This is a genomic window from Dietzia sp. JS16-p6b (assembly GCF_003052165.1).
GTDB lineage: Bacteria > Actinomycetota > Actinomycetes > Mycobacteriales > Mycobacteriaceae > Dietzia.
In genome coordinates this window covers 3,555,764-3,569,560 of sequence record NZ_CP024869.1, presented here as the reverse complement: position 1 = coordinate 3,569,560, position 13,797 = coordinate 3,555,764, and the positions used below count along the sequence as shown (strand labels likewise).

The 13,797-nt window shown below is 66.7% G+C and carries 16 protein-coding genes; 10 read left to right on the top strand and 6 right to left on the bottom strand.

What is annotated here, in order from left to right:
* The first annotated feature begins 24 nt into the window (after window positions 1-24).
* Window positions 25-1,338 (top strand): ISL3 family transposase, encoded by a 1,314-nt coding sequence (locus CT688_RS16515; protein ID WP_107755580.1) that lies wholly within the window; start codon window positions 25-27, stop codon window positions 1,336-1,338.
* On the opposite strand, the gene CT688_RS17410 is transcribed toward CT688_RS16515, so the two are convergent.
* On the bottom strand, window positions 1,335-1,892 hold the full coding sequence (locus CT688_RS17410; RefSeq protein WP_156607308.1) for a hypothetical protein: 558 nt from the start codon (window positions 1,890-1,892) through the stop codon (window positions 1,335-1,337). The genes CT688_RS16515 and CT688_RS17410 overlap by 4 nt on opposite strands.
* Window positions 1,867-2,343, bottom strand: coding sequence for an AAA family ATPase (locus CT688_RS16510; RefSeq protein WP_107757785.1), 477 nt, complete (start codon window positions 2,341-2,343; stop codon window positions 1,867-1,869). The genes CT688_RS17410 and CT688_RS16510 overlap by 26 nt, the downstream gene beginning before the upstream one ends.
* Before the next feature lie 181 nt (window positions 2,344-2,524).
* Here CT688_RS16510 and CT688_RS16505 point away from each other — a divergent pair, with 181 nt between their 5' ends.
* On the top strand, window positions 2,525-2,755 hold the full coding sequence (locus CT688_RS16505; protein WP_107757784.1) for a hypothetical protein: 231 nt from the start codon (window positions 2,525-2,527) through the stop codon (window positions 2,753-2,755).
* Between the two features lie 217 nt (window positions 2,756-2,972).
* On the opposite strand, the gene CT688_RS17405 is transcribed toward CT688_RS16505, so the two are convergent.
* The 3 genes from CT688_RS17405 to CT688_RS16495 form a co-directional block, all read right to left on the bottom strand.
* A complete protein-coding gene (locus CT688_RS17405) occupies window positions 2,973-3,119 on the bottom strand; it encodes a hypothetical protein (protein ID WP_156607306.1) in 147 nt (48 codons plus the stop codon).
* Between the two features lie 455 nt (window positions 3,120-3,574).
* Entirely contained in the window at window positions 3,575-4,309 is a 735-nt protein-coding gene (locus CT688_RS16500; protein WP_107757783.1) for a sterol desaturase family protein, read from the bottom strand.
* On the bottom strand, window positions 4,306-5,031 hold the full coding sequence (locus CT688_RS16495; protein ID WP_107757782.1) for a FadR/GntR family transcriptional regulator: 726 nt from the start codon (window positions 5,029-5,031) through the stop codon (window positions 4,306-4,308). The genes CT688_RS16500 and CT688_RS16495 overlap by 4 nt, the downstream gene beginning before the upstream one ends.
* Before the next feature lie 430 nt (window positions 5,032-5,461).
* Between CT688_RS16495 and CT688_RS16490 the strand changes: the two genes are divergently transcribed.
* Entirely contained in the window at window positions 5,462-6,991 is a 1,530-nt protein-coding gene (locus tag CT688_RS16490; RefSeq protein ID WP_197431446.1) for an NCS1 family nucleobase:cation symporter-1, read from the top strand.
* Here CT688_RS16490 and CT688_RS16485 read toward each other — a convergent pair.
* Window positions 6,919-8,277 carry an alpha/beta hydrolase gene (locus CT688_RS16485; protein ID WP_107757780.1) on the bottom strand — a complete coding sequence of 453 codons (1,359 nt, stop codon included), beginning with the start codon at window positions 8,275-8,277 and terminating at the stop codon, window positions 6,919-6,921. The genes CT688_RS16490 and CT688_RS16485 overlap by 73 nt on opposite strands.
* Before the next feature lie 133 nt (window positions 8,278-8,410).
* On the opposite strand from CT688_RS16485, the gene CT688_RS16480 reads away from it, so the two are divergent.
* The 7 genes from CT688_RS16480 to CT688_RS16450 all read left to right on the top strand — a co-directional run bounded on the left by CT688_RS16480 (window position 8,411) and on the right by CT688_RS16450 (window position 13,775).
* Window positions 8,411-8,947 carry a TetR/AcrR family transcriptional regulator gene (locus CT688_RS16480; protein WP_159078020.1) on the top strand — a complete coding sequence of 179 codons (537 nt, stop codon included), beginning with the start codon at window positions 8,411-8,413 and terminating at the stop codon, window positions 8,945-8,947.
* Complete coding sequence (locus tag CT688_RS16475; protein WP_231750408.1) at window positions 8,944-9,882, top strand: fumarylacetoacetate hydrolase family protein; 939 nt, start codon at window positions 8,944-8,946, stop codon at window positions 9,880-9,882. Before CT688_RS16480 ends, CT688_RS16475 begins: the two co-directional genes overlap by 4 nt.
* Window positions 9,879-10,622, top strand: a complete 744-nt coding sequence (locus CT688_RS16470) for an MBL fold metallo-hydrolase (RefSeq protein WP_107757778.1) — start codon at window positions 9,879-9,881, stop codon at window positions 10,620-10,622. Before CT688_RS16475 ends, CT688_RS16470 begins: the two co-directional genes overlap by 4 nt.
* A 501-nt stretch (window positions 10,623-11,123) precedes the next feature.
* Window positions 11,124-11,678, top strand: a complete 555-nt coding sequence (locus CT688_RS16465; RefSeq protein WP_107757777.1) for a helix-turn-helix transcriptional regulator — start codon at window positions 11,124-11,126, stop codon at window positions 11,676-11,678.
* A complete protein-coding gene (locus tag CT688_RS16460) occupies window positions 11,675-12,787 on the top strand; it encodes a serine hydrolase (RefSeq protein ID WP_197431445.1) in 1,113 nt (370 codons plus the stop codon). The genes CT688_RS16465 and CT688_RS16460 overlap by 4 nt, the downstream gene beginning before the upstream one ends.
* Window positions 12,784-13,131 (top strand): hypothetical protein, encoded by a 348-nt coding sequence (locus CT688_RS16455; protein WP_107757775.1) that lies wholly within the window; start codon window positions 12,784-12,786, stop codon window positions 13,129-13,131. Before CT688_RS16460 ends, CT688_RS16455 begins: the two co-directional genes overlap by 4 nt.
* A gap of 86 nt (window positions 13,132-13,217) precedes the next feature.
* Window positions 13,218-13,775, top strand: a complete 558-nt coding sequence (locus tag CT688_RS16450; RefSeq protein ID WP_231750610.1) for a CAP domain-containing protein — start codon at window positions 13,218-13,220, stop codon at window positions 13,773-13,775.
* Window positions 13,776-13,797: the final 22 nt, after the last annotated feature.

Here is a 13,797-nt window from a genome sequence, read left to right as displayed (position 1 = left end):
CACTTCGCATCCCCAGGACCCGCTTTGAACGCTACCGCCAGCCTGCTCGCCGACACCATCTGCCGCACCGTCGAGCTCGGGGTGACCATCACCGACGCCGCTGTGGCTGACGAGCTCACGCACCTGTTCTGCGCCCCGGTCACACTCGACCCGATCTGCGCCGAGTGCGGGATGGCGGGCCGTTTGCGGGACCACGTCCAGCGGAAGGTCACGGATCTACCGATCGTCGGGCATCCCACCAGACTGCACGTGCGGGTACCGCGCTTCACCTGCGACAACACCGAGTGCGCTACGAGGATCTTCCAGCAGCGGATGCCGGCGTTGGCCGAGCCGCGGGCCAAGACCACCCGCCGCTGCAGCCGCTGGATCCTGCAGCGTCTGGCGATCGACCGCACCAGCGTGTCCGCCGTGGCCAAGGCCCTCGGGCTGGGGTGGGACCTGGTCAATGACCTGGCGGTCTCGGAGGTTCGCACGATGGTCTACGAGCAGCCCGGACACTTCGACGGAGTCCGCGTTCTCGGTGTCGATGAGCACAAATGGAAGCACGTGCGCGGCGACGGCAGCAGTGCGTTCGTCACCGTCCTGGTCGACCTGACCCCGGTCGTGGACGGCACCGGCCCGTCTCGCCTGTTGGACATGGTCCCGGGCCGTTCGGCGAAGGTCCTCACCGAGTGGCTGGACGCCCGTGACCAGGTGTTTCGAGACCGGGTCAAGGTTGTCACGATGGACGGGTTCGCCGGCTACCACACCGCCGCCGCCAGCGCGGTGCCCGCTGCCCGGACGGTGATGGACCCGTTCCACGTCGTGCACCTGGCCGCCGACAAGCTCACCGTGTGCCGCCAACGCATCCAGCAGGCCACCACCGGGCACCGGGGCCGCACGGGCGACCCGCTGTACGGCATCCGCCGCACCCTGCGAACCCGCGCTGAACTGCTGACCGACAAGCAGAAGATGCGCCTGTTCCAAGCGTTCACCGCCCATGACGCGCACGCGGCGGTGGAGGTCACCTACGGCGTCTACCAGCGACTCATCACTGCTTACGAAGCCTCGGGCAAGCGGGAGGGCAAGATCGCTATGTACAAGCTCCTCAAGTCGATCCGGGCCGGTGTACCCGCCGAACTCCCCGAGCTCGCGCAGCTCGGCCGTTCGCTGTGGAAGCGGCATCGGGAGATCCTGGCCTACTTCGACGTGGGCGCTTCCAACGGCCCCGTCGAAGCCATCAACGGACGCCTCGAGCACCTCCGCGGAATCGCCCTGGGCTTCCGGAACCTCAAGCACTACATCTTGCGGTCACTGATCCACTCCGGACAGCTTCAGGACCGGATCAATGCACTCTAAAACCGGAAGGGCCGTGATACCCCGGCTACACCGTCGTAACGAATGCTGGTGTGGTTCCCCAGCACGCGTTCGATGTCCAAGGTTGTTTCAGCTTTGAGGCCGGGATCAGAGAGGCCGGGGTATCCGAAGCTCCGAAGTGCCGGGATGATTCCCTTCACCATCTCGCTGACTTTGGTACCTAGATCCTGCTCGATGTCAGCGACTGCTACCGTGAGCGCATCGGCGGTTTCTTTCTGGGTGCTTCCGTCGTCCGCTTTGGAGGCGGCGTCAAACAGGTTCTGGAAGAGGCTGCCGATTAGGTCTTTTGGTCGTTCCTTTTCGTCATCGAGTCCGCGTTGGGCTTTCAAGAAGTGAACGGTGAGTATGCGCCGCATCGCTTCTGGCGCGATGTCGCGCGTGTTTGAGGCATCTCCTGGATCGATTGCGCTGATCGACCGTGCGAACATTCCCTGAACTCGGTCCCCGACGATGCCCAGTACGCGCTCGAGATCCGGGTCCTCACCAGTGTCCGGGTCGCCTGCAACCCCTTCAAAAAAAGTCCGATAGGCGCCCACCTTCAAGTGCGTATTTGAAATGAACCATTGCTGTTGTGCAATCTGGGTCGAGGTCGACTATAGCTGCAGCTAGAGGACCGTATTCCGGCAGCTCTTTTGAGTACGAGATCTCCACGGTGAGGGAGATCTCAGGCAGGAGACGCCTCGCAAGTTCTTCGTCTCCTGTGGCGTAGGCCTCCCACGCTTCCAGGAACTCCGGGTAGCTGTCGGCGGAAAAATCGGCCACGGTGAAGTTCAACGTCGACGGCTGCAGAAAGCGCGTAAAAGACTCCGCGAGCGTTGTCTTGCCGCTGTTGTTTCGGCCAACCAGCACGGTTGTGCGGCCACCAAGGTCAATATCCACGCTCCGCAGCAGGCGGAAGTTACGCACCTTAATGCGGGAGACCCTCATGGGGGCAAATGGTTTCATCGGCTCGTCGCTGGGGTCTGTGGGCGCAGTCTGCTGGGTCATTCGTGGTCCTTAGCTGAAGGACCACCGTCGCGGCGCTCCTGCTGAGTCAGATGCTCATCGTGATACAAGAATGCCCGAGCAGCCCTCCTGAGTCGATCCGGACACGCCAGGCGTAGCTCTCACGTGCCGACCTACGGATGAGAGGATCAGGCCGTGACCAAGATCAACTTCGATGAGTTGGATGAGCGGACCGCGCGCGCTGGTGGCCTGTGCGTCGGGGCCGGGTGATCCCGACACGGATCATCTGGTGCAAGTTCTGGACCCGATGGAGACGCTGGTGTTCTTCCTGAATCCGCCGGACTCGGGTGCCCTCTCGCCGCTGGCCGACACGGAGTGGGTGAAGACGGCCACGTCGGGGTTGAGCATGCGTGACGCGCAGGAGGCCTTCGAAGCGAGCGAACGGATCGGATGATCGGGCTGGTAGTTGGGCGGCGGGGAGAATCCGCCGAACAGCTCGAGTTTCGCGCCGTCTGTTGGTTCCCGAATTAGGATGCCGGGCAAGCGATTGTCGCGGTCTTCAGGATGGTGGAACCATCCAAAGATGCGTTCAGGCTGTATTGCTTCATAGGTCATGAAATTAGCGCCCGGGCCCACCGCAGGCGTCAAGTCGGGTGACCGTTTCTAGCCGGTCACCGATACACCACGCCTTCGGCGTCGAAGATCGTGTCGAGCACATTTCGATCGGTTTCCTCGGCGATGCGCTGATCGACGCCCGGTAAGGCCAGGTCGAGGTCGCGCAAGGAGCCGTCGCCCTCGGCGATCGCGGGGCAGCACACGCCCCTTTCCCGTGCGGTCGCCCTGCGCCCGTTGTCATTAGATGTCAGGAGCTAGGATCCTGCCAACTTCGTGACAATCGGCGACTGACAAGCGTGTGACAACTCGCAGGTGGGCCCGCGTTGAAGTGACAGACTAGTCGGCAACCGACACCGTGTCGGTTTTCAAACAATCTGTCAGTTTCTCACCGGTGTGTCACACGGTTCGCAGGGACATGTCACCTCCGGTGGCAGGGTGTCCTGATTGACGCTGATTCTCCCGTCTGAGGAGGGGAACAGGGGCCAGGTGCTCCGATCCGGAAGGCGCGATCCGAATGCTGGCCCACAGAGCGCTGGAGACTCCGCGACACTTCTTGACGTAGAAGCCAGTGCGACGATGAGTGGACGGCAGTGGTGCAACCTCGCGCAATCCAGCCATCGCCGGCGACCGTGAGCGGCCACGGGAAGACGGGCGACCTCTACGTTGCGGCGCGTTCTTGAGGAGAGGAGTGCAGTCGCTGGACCGTTCGTGAGGTGGGCACAGTGCTCGGGTCGGGGTTGGTTCCGAAGAGCCGGTCGGCGGTTCCGGCCGTGGTGACCGTGAACCAGTAGTGTTCGCTCTTGTAATGGTGCAGGCGGTGGTTGCGCCAGACCGCTCGGTACCACCGTGACTTTGGCCGATAGTCGCTGTGCAGCAGGTAGTGGGCCCATTCGTAACCCGATAGCAGCACGTAGGCAGCGACGACCATCGTGAGCGTCGCCGGCCACCCCGGCATCACCAGCCAGGCGATGCCGACGATCACCACAGGGAGATAGAGCTCGACCTGCCATGGGATGAACACCAAAGGGATAGTGCGGGGATTGCCATGGTGCTCGCGGTGCTTGCGCGATAGCAGCGGGTCGATGGTAAGGCCCGCGAGCTTCCGCGGCCGCCAGTGCAGGATGCAGACATGGATGAGCCATTCCGCGACCGGCATCGCCGCCAGTAGCCCGACGGGGATCAGCAACTCCCACCAGGAGCCGCCGCCGATGAGGCCCCGTGCGAGGATCGCCGCGGAGAGACAGGTGGCGAGGATATACGGCGAGGGGTGGCGCCAGAACTCACGGAACACCTGCCCCATGCTCTGGGAGTTGCGACGCCGAGCGCCCGCGAGGCGCGCCTCATCGTCATCGACGCGCTTACGGGCGAACTCCTCGATCTCTGGGCGGGTCATCGCGCCTCCTCCCCGGCCACGTCCAGAGCCGTCATCAGCGCGCGCGCCGTCGGAGCGAGCACCCGCTCGGCGGCCGCGCGCGCCGTGCCGGGGTCGCCAGCCGCGATCGCCGTGGCAAGGACGCGGTAAGGATCGAGCAGACCCACCTCGGCCTCCAGCCACGCCGCGAGAACCGGCACAGCCGGCTCGTAGGCGGAACGGAGGCTGTTGAACATGAGCCGGTAGACGAGCGAGTCGCCGGCGTCCACCACGACATCCCAGAACTCCAGCACCTCGCGCTGCCACAGCACCGCGTCGGTGGTCGTGGCAAGACGGTCGAGGACCTCGCCGAGCGGCGCCGTGACCGCCGGGCCGCCGCGCTCCGCGGCCAGCGCCGCAATGCCGGGAGCGATCTGAGTGCGCGCTTCGACCACACTGCGGGCGATGGCCACATCGAGCTTCTGGCCGCGCACCATGAGCCGCGGCAACAGGTCGAGCCCGGCGTGCCGATGGAAATCGCGGACCGTCGTCGTGCCGCCGTGACGAACCTCGACCACACCGGTCTGAGCGATCCGCTGAAGCGCCTCGCGCACCGCCGGCCGAGAGACACCGAGGACCTCGGCCAGACGTCTCTCACTGGGGAGGGCGTCACCGGCCGCGAGCTCGCCGTCGACAACCTCGGAAAGTACTTGGTCGAAGACCTGGTCGGACACGGACTGCCGCTGTACGGGACGAAGTGCCATACACGCACAGTAGAGAACACTGGCCATGTGGTCAACTGGTATGACCATAAGATTGCGGAGGAAAGTCCCTAGGGACGTAGAGCCCGAGCTCCGCGGCCGCGTGGGCAAGCCGGGGTTGTCGAGAGCGTGACCACCGGGCTGGTGTGGTGAACGGGACGGCGCGCGCAGCGCCGGGCCCGGCCTCGGCTGGGACGAACCGCCGCCGGGCTATGGTCCCGAGAACTCGGCGGGAATGGGCGACTCTTCGCCACCAAGTGCTGCGATGAGGGACCAGACGAGATCGGAGCGCGTCTTCCGAACGTATTGCCTCCGCAATCGGGCCGTGACAATCGTCTCGTCTAATCGTCCCGATTGAAGCTCCCACTTCTTTCGCGCTTATCAAGCGCATTTCACCTGGCCGGAGTCACGTCCTGTCATGAATGGAGGACCCATGTCCGTGCAGAGCCTTGAGGCCACACCGCCCCAAGCCCCCGTTGCGGCGCCTGCCCCGGGCCTGCACAATGCCGACCTGGCCCCAGTGCCCAAAGAGAAGAAGACCTGGGGATGGTTCGAGATCTTCAACGTGTGGACCAATGACGTCCAGTCGTTGGCCGGATATACCCTCGCCGCCTCACTTTTCATCACCTCCGGACTCAATGGCTGGTGGGTTTTTGCCGCGATCATCCTCGCGGGTGCCTTTGTCAACTGGCTCGTCAACCTCACCGGCTCACCGAGCGTGAAACACGGGGTCCCCTATGCGGTGATGGCACGGCTGTCCATGGGTGTTCTGGGCGCGAAGTTCCCGGCCTTGGTCCGTGGCATAGTGGCGATCTTCTGGTACGGGGCGCAGACGTACTTCGCCTCCACAGCGGTTGCCCTGGCCATCAACGCCGCCGTCGGAAACCCGGGGGGCGGCACCTTCATGGGGCTAGACGCAGTCGGGTGGATCTCTTACGTCATCGTCGCACTTCTACAGGTACTGCTCTTCACCCGAGGAATCGATGTGATCGCGCGGTTCCTCAACTTCGCCGGGCCTGCTGTCTACGCGGTCATGGTGGTGCTGCTCATCATCATCTGGGTGAGAGCAGGTGGGGACATGCTCCCGGCGGTCGGCTCCATTTTCAGCGATTCCGATGTGACCGGCTGGGCCGCCGTGGCCGCCTTCTTCGGTGTGGTCGGAACGATGATCGCCTACTTCAGCGCGGTCATCATCAACTTCGGTGACTTCTCCCGGTTCTCCCGAACCGAGAAAGAGATGAAGATCGGCAACTTCACCGGGTTGCCGCTGTCGCTGGCGTTTTTCACTTTCCTGTCGCTGTTCATCACCGCAGGTGCATACGTGGTCTTCCAGGACGGGCAGGGTCAGCCCATGGACAACCCGGCGGACATTGTGGAACAGACCGAATCGGTGGTGCTGGCCATTATCGCAGCGGTGACGTTCCTACTCGCCACCGTGGGTATCAATCTGGTGGCGAACTTCATTCCGCCGGCCTACGACTTGGCCAACCTCGCCCCCCAGAAGATCAGCTTCAAGGCAGGCGGGTACATCACCGCTGCGGTGGGCTTCGTCATCGGCGCGTTCTGGGTCGCAGTCATCGACGAAATCGGATTGCCCACCTTCGTCGACACTCTCGGCGCGATGCTCGCGCCGCTCTACGGCGTGCTGGTGGTCGACTACTACATCGTCCGCCGGAAGCACGTTCGGACCGAGGACATGTTCAGCATGAATTCCGACGGTCCCTATTACTACACCCGTGGCTGGAATGTTCGAGCCCTGGTGGCAGTCGCTCTTGCCGCGGTATTCGCCATCAGTGCGGTCTGGGTGCCGGCCCTCGGAATGCTGTCCGGCTTCGCATGGGTGATCGGTGCCCTCATCGGAGGCGTGTTGTACTGGGCCGTGATGCGTAATCACAACCCGTCCGTGCGGGTGGGAGCAGCCCCGCCGCCGCCTGGGATCGACGCGGCCCCCAGTGTGTCGTGAAACCACTGCGTGGAGAAGTCGAGCCATTCGGTGTAGTGGCCCATCGCGCAGTGGTCGTCACCCGGGTAGAGCAGCAACTCTCCGAGCGGCGCCCCGTCCGCCAGGTCCACGGTGTCTAGCGTGCTGATCAGCGTGTCGTCGTCACCGTTGATCGCCAGGATCGGGATGGTGACGGTCGGGTAGAGCCGCTTGATCGACAGCTCATGGAGTGTGCGGCCGAGCTCCACGAGGTTCCGGGCGCCGGTCGTCCGCTGCAGGGTCCACAGCATGATGCCGGGCATGCCCAGGGTGGCCGCGAGCCCGAAGCTGCGGTGGTAGAGCCCTCCGTTCGACACGACCGCCTTGAGGCGGTGGCTGCGGACGGCCATACGGGTCGACCAGTGGGCTCCGAAGCTGATTCCCATCATTCCCATGCGCTCGGCGTCGACTCGAGGATGCGCGGCGAGTTGCTCGATCACCGCCTCGTACATGCCCTCGGTCGCTGCGGAGAGTGGTAGTCGGTACTGAAAGGTGCCGGGCATCTCCATCGTGACCATCGCCATACCGCGGTGGCGATGCCGCAGCGCCGGGAGCAGGGCTTCCTGGATGGTCCCCTCGAGGCCGTTCGTGACCAGCACGGTGGGGCACTCGTGGTCACCCTCGGGAAAGGTCCCGTAGGCCACGGCGTTCTCGCCCGCGATGTCCAGCGTGATGCGCTCGGCGTGGAAACCCAGGTGCGGCGCGATGCCGAGGAGCAGGACGTGGAGGAGGCGCTGGGACTCGGCGTAGGCCCGGAGCCGCTGCGGTGTCCAACCCGGCCATGCCGCGGCGAAGAGGTAGGTCATGGCCTTGACCAACTCGTCGATGGCGACGGCTTCCCGACGAGCGTCCGGATTCGCGGCGAGGAAGTCTGGCAGCAGGGTCCGGCCGTTCTCCGGGGTCCTGTCGGTGAAGATGGTCGCGGCGGGGGCGAGGACGGCCCCCAGTTCCGCGGCCGTCGACTCCCCGCCGGGACCGAGGATCTGTTCTGTGGGGGGCGCTCCCAGGCTCCGCAACTCGACGTCGGCGGCGTCGAGGTGGACCCGGGCGCACTCGCCCCAGTAGTTCGCCCAGGCAGTGTCCTGGAACGTCCGGCAGTCCTCGAGCTGACGGATGAACAGTTCCCTGTCGAGGCCGCCCATGTTGACGAACCTGTCGACGAACAGTGCCGGGAGGAAGTACCGGGCCCCCCGTCGGCGCGTGGCTCGCTCCGTCGTCTTGGTCAGTGCGCACCAGGTCACGAAGAGGTCCTTGGTCCACCGCGGCATCCGCGAGCTCCGTTTCCGTCGAGTAGTCGTCGGTCGGATGCTAGTTCCAGAATTCTCCTTAAAGCAATGGGATTTGCGTTAGTCTTCTGTTGTGGACGACAGAGGCAGCAGGCCAGGGGGGCGTTCCGCAGTCGTGCGGCGGAAAGTCCTCGACGCGGTCCTGTCCTGCCTCGACGAGGGCCTGGTCAAGTCGAGCATCCCGGATATCGCCGCACGTGCCGGGGTCGCGCCCTCCTCGATCTACCGGCGCTGGGAGACCCGGGAGAACCTGGTCGCCGAGGCGTTGCTCACGGAGAGCGACGAATCGATCCCCGTTCCCGACACCGGTGCGATACGGTCCGATCTCATCGGCTTCGCCGAGGGCCTCGCCGCGTTCCTGGCCTCCCGTCGGGGGACGGCCATCCTGCGGGCGATGATGATGATCGAGTGGTCCGAGGAGCTGTCCGAGCTCCGTGCACGGTTCTGGGACCAGCGATTCGCCGCCAGCAGCGTGATGATTCAGCGAGGGATCGACCGGGGAGAGCTCGCCCCCGGCACCGACGCCCGTCTCTTCCTGCAGATGCTGATCGCGCCTCTCCATCTGCGTCACCTCCTACTCGGGGGCGACCCCGCCACCGCGATCGCCGAACAGGTCGATCTGCTCCTCGCTGGCGCCGGAAGGACACCGTGAACCACACAGCCGCACCCACCCGCGTCCGTCGTCGCCTCGTCGGCGGGCTCCCCACCACCGAGGTCATGCTCGACGGGGCCTGGAGACCATGGGAGGACGGCGGCGCGGACCCGCTGGGTATCCCGCCCGGCATCCCGGAGCGCACACCCGCCCCCCAGAGGGCCCAGGAATCCGGGGGTGACGTGCTGACACCGTTCGCGCCCCTGTCGTTCCGCGACTTTATGCTCTACGAACAGCACGTGATCGCCGCGTCCCGGGGGATCGCCCGCACCTACCTGCCCCGGGCCCACCGGTTCACTTCCCTGTATGAGCGGGTCACCAGACGGACCTTCCCGAAGTTCGCGCCACCCGCCCTCTGGTACGACCAGCCGATCTACTACATGGGCAACGCGCTCACCTTTGTCCCCTCGGGCACCCCGGTGGCCGCCCCCGCGTACGCCGACTCCCTCGACTACGAACTCGAGCTGGGCGTCGTCCTCAACGCCCCGCTGCGCGATGCGACGCCGGAGGAAGCGGCCGGCGCGATCGGTGGTTATGTGGTGCTGAACGACTTCTCGGTGCGCAATGTCCAGCTCAAGGAGATGCGCAGCGGGTTCGGCCCGCAGAAGTCCAAACACTTCCTGTCCTCGATGTCGGCGGACCTCGTCGCCGCCGATGCCGTGGACGTCACCGACCTGGCCGCCAGCGTCAGTGTCAACGGGACCGTCGTGGCCACCGGCTCGACCCGGAATCCGGCCTACTCGCTCGGCGAAGCGCTCGCTCACGCCTCGCGTGGCGAGCAGCTCTATCCGGGGGAGTTGTTCGGTAGCGGTACCCTGCCGGGCTGCTCCGGCATCGAGGCCGGGGTGGTGCTCAGGCCGGGAGACGTACTCGAGCTCGACCTCAGCGGTGTCGGCACCATCCGGCACCCGATCATCGAAGGGAGCCAGGCGTGAAGATCGAGCAGGTCACCGGGACCGTCCATCTGGTCACGGGCACGAACGTGAACTGGGCGCTGGTCACCGACGGCGACGCCGTGACCGTGGTCGACGCGGGGTACCCCAATGATGGTCGACTCCTCCTGGCGTCGCTGGAGGCCATAGGGCGCGTACCCCAGGACGTCCAGGCCGTCATCCTGACCCACGCGCACCTCGACCACATGGGCGGCATCCCCTCGCTGCTCGCGGAGCACCGTGTTCCCGTCTACACCGGATCCACCGAGGTCGCCCATGCCCGCCGCGACTACCAGGAGCAGATCACGCCGGTGCAGATGCTCCACCAGTGCACCAGTCGAACCGGCCTGATCTGGGTCGCGCAGACTCTCAAGGCAGTTCTTCCCCACATGACGATGTCGGTCCCGTCCGCGGTCGCGGTGCCGTTCGGCGAGGCGTTGGATCTCCCGGGAGCCCCCGTCCCCATCTCGACCCCCGGGCATACCAGTGGGCACACGGCGTACCTGCTCGACGATCTCGGAGTGGTGTTCACCGGCGACTCCCTCGTCACGTCCCATCCCCTGTTGGCGGGACCTCCACGGCCGCAGTTCCTGCCGTCCTGCTTCAGCGAGGACGAGGCCGAGATGGCCCGCAGCCTCAGCGCGCTCGGCGGCCTGCAGGCGGATGTGATCGTGCCCGGGCACGGGCCCGTCCTCCGCGAAGCCCTGGTCGACGCCGTGGATCAGGCCCTCAGGGGGCGGTAGCGGTAGTGCGTCAGAACTGTCCCTCGGAACAGCCGTCCGGGACGCGCTGACGCCGTTCGCACCCGCGTGCTCGGCGCATCAGGCGCAGGGTCGCCACGGACAGGCGGGCCCGCACAATCCTCGACCCACACCGACGTGGGCGGCAGTCCGCCCGCCCGCACCCGCTGCCCCTCCCGGGGTTGTGCGCCCCCACTGCTCGCCCCTGCCCCGGCTTGCGCGTCGCCTTCGGCCTGCGCGTCCTGTCTGTTCGCCCGTCCCTGGGTTGCGCGCCCTCTCGGGTCCATTCGTGACGCGTACCTAGCTCGCGCTGGATCGGCCACCCACCGTCAGAGCTCAGGGAAGCCGCAGGCCCGGCACTGAGGGAAGCCGCAGGGCGCGGCGCAATCGCGGTCGTGGGGGAGAACGCGCCGCCCGCCGCCCGCCGCCCACCCCTCGCCGCCCGCGGCCTGTGCGCCGACACCGGTATTGCAACAAGTACGTAATAGCTATAATTTCTACGGCATGGCTGACATCGACCGCATTGAGGCGTTGGAGCGTCGCGTGGCCGCGCTCGAGGCGCACAGTGCTCGTACCGGGCACAGCGCGGGCGCCGGGCAGAACACCCGCACCGGGCACAGCGCGGGCACCACGGCGCCGGAGCGGGCCGCCGACGACGACACGTTCTGGGCACTCGAGGGCCTGCGGTCCCGCACGTCCGACCCCGGAGCGGTGATGATGGTCGGCAGCGTGCGGACCCCGAAGGGGTATGAGGCCCGGTGGCAGATGGCCGAGCAGGCGGACGACCTGTTCGCCTCGGACTTCGCCGACCGGGCGGAGTCGCTGTCCGCGCTCGCACATCCCGTGCGGCTGCGGATCGTCCAGCGGATCCTGTCCGATGCCGACACGGTGCAGGACCTCGTGGCGACCGGGGAGTTCGGCACCAGCGGGCAGATCTACCATCACCTGCGGCAGCTGTCCTCCCACGGGTGGCTGCGCGCGGCCGGAAGTGGCCGCTACGAGGTGCCCGCGGCCCGCGTCGTCCCGCTGTTGACGATCCTGCTGGGGGTGGACCGATGAGAATCGCACCAGGCCGGGCAGCGGTGGTCGTGGTGGTGGCCTTCGGGGTCGTGGGTGCCGTGCTGGCGACGCTGCTCCGGCCCGGCGTGGGATCGATCGACGGGGACACGCCGACGGAAGGCGACGCCCGGCTGGCCGCCGCGGTGCTTAAGGAGGTCCCCTCTCCCGGTGTGTTCGCCCTCTCCGTTGCCGAGGTGACCCCGCAGGGCACGCGCATCGCCACCGTCGGCGCCCCGCTGGACGGGACCTTCGAGATCGGCTCGGTCACCAAACCGGTCACCGGGATGCTGCTCGCCGACGCCGTGGATCGCGGGGAACTGTCTCCCGACACCACGCTGGGCGAGATCGTCGACATGGGCGAGACCGCGAGCGCTTCCATCACCGTCGGCGAACTCGCGCGGCACGGTTCGGGACTGCCCCGGCTGCCCTTCTCGCTGCGGGGGCTGGTGGACTCCTACCGCTGGCTGCTGTTCGCCCGGAACCCCTACCGCGACTCACCCGACGACGTGGTGGAGGACGTGCGCTCGTCCTCCGTGGGGGACAAGGATCCGGAGTACTCGAACCTGGGCTTCGCCGTTCTGGGTCACGCGCTGGCCGAGGTCAGCGGCCACGACTACCCGGAACTGGTCCGGGCCCGGTTGGCGGAACCCCTGGGCCTGGAGAACTTCCACGTCCCCGCCCCGGGCCAGGGCGGTGCGGCTCCCGACGCCGTCCAGGGGCGTGAGTCCTCCGGCCGGGCCCAGCAGGCGTGGGACGACGCCGGCTACGCGCCGGCCGGTGGCATCCGGGCCGACGCCGCGTCGATGGCGACACTGCTCGACGCTCTCCTGGCGGAAACCGCGCCCGGAGCGGCGGCGCTGCAGCCGGTCACCGACTACGACGACGACAACCGCATCGGCGCCGGATGGTTCACCACCGAGTGGGACGGCCGGGAGATCACCTGGCACAACGGGCAGACCGGCGGGTTCGCCACGTGGGTCGGACTGGACCGGGCGCGGGGGACCGCGATCTTCCTCTCCGGGGCGACGACCCGGGACCTCGCTCCAGCAGGTCAGCAGCTCCTGCGGCGGGCGGGCCAGGACGACGACGAGCCCGGAGGCGGCCGATGAACGCGGTGCTCATCGTCGTCGTCCTCTTCTACCTCGGCGCGATGGCCGAACTCCTCGCCGCTGTCGCCCGCAGTCGGGACCGGCGCAGGGTGCTGTTGGCCGCTCTGGCCGTGGTGTTCACCCTGGTCGCGGCCCGGGCTCTGCTGCCGGTGACCGTGGTGACCGTTTGGGGTTGGGTCGCCGCCGTCACGGCCTACGCCGCCGTGGGAGGTCTGGCGTTCCTGCGGGCACGACAGCTCCCGTGGATCGACCCCGACGCATCGCGACGGGACCTCACCGGGTCCGCGATCTGGCTCGTCGTTCTCCTAACCCTGACCACACTCACTCTGCGGTCGCTCCTCTGATCACCTGGGGCGTGTGGGATGCAGACCCATGCGGCCCGGCCGTCGTGGATCGGCCACCGTCGGTAGATTCGGACCGGGTGATCAGGATGACGAATCGGGCAGTCTCGAGAGGCGCGGCCGCGTCACTGCTTCTGGTGGCTTCGATGTCGGTGGCCGGCTGTGCGGAGTGGGGCGCCGCGGTGTCTCTGGAACTCCCGTCGGGTGACTCGTGGAGTGGGGCCGAGGTCGAGCCCCCGGCAGATCCGTCGCCGGTGGAAGAGCGGACGAACGTGAAGCGGGGCGAGAACGGAATCCCGCCCCTGGACGCCAGCGAGAATCTCCGAGACAGTGCCTGCGCGAAAGCGGACGACATGATCGCCAGGGACTACTGGGGACACCACGCGCCTGATGGCAGCGGCGATCCGTTCGTGTTCATCCGTGAGGCCGGCGTCGACTACTCTACGGCTGCAGAGAACTTGTTCTACTCGACTCCGGGCGGGCCCGATCCGGTCGACAGCTGGATGCAGAGTCCCGGTCACAGGGAGAACATCGTCAACCCGGACTTCACCAGGGTGGGCGTCTGCGTGCGGACGGCGGCGTACCAGGGGCTCCCGGAGGCTCATCTCTATGTCCAGCACTTCGCTACTCCGCTATCGGAGAGGTAGCCGACGCCCGAGCACTGTCACC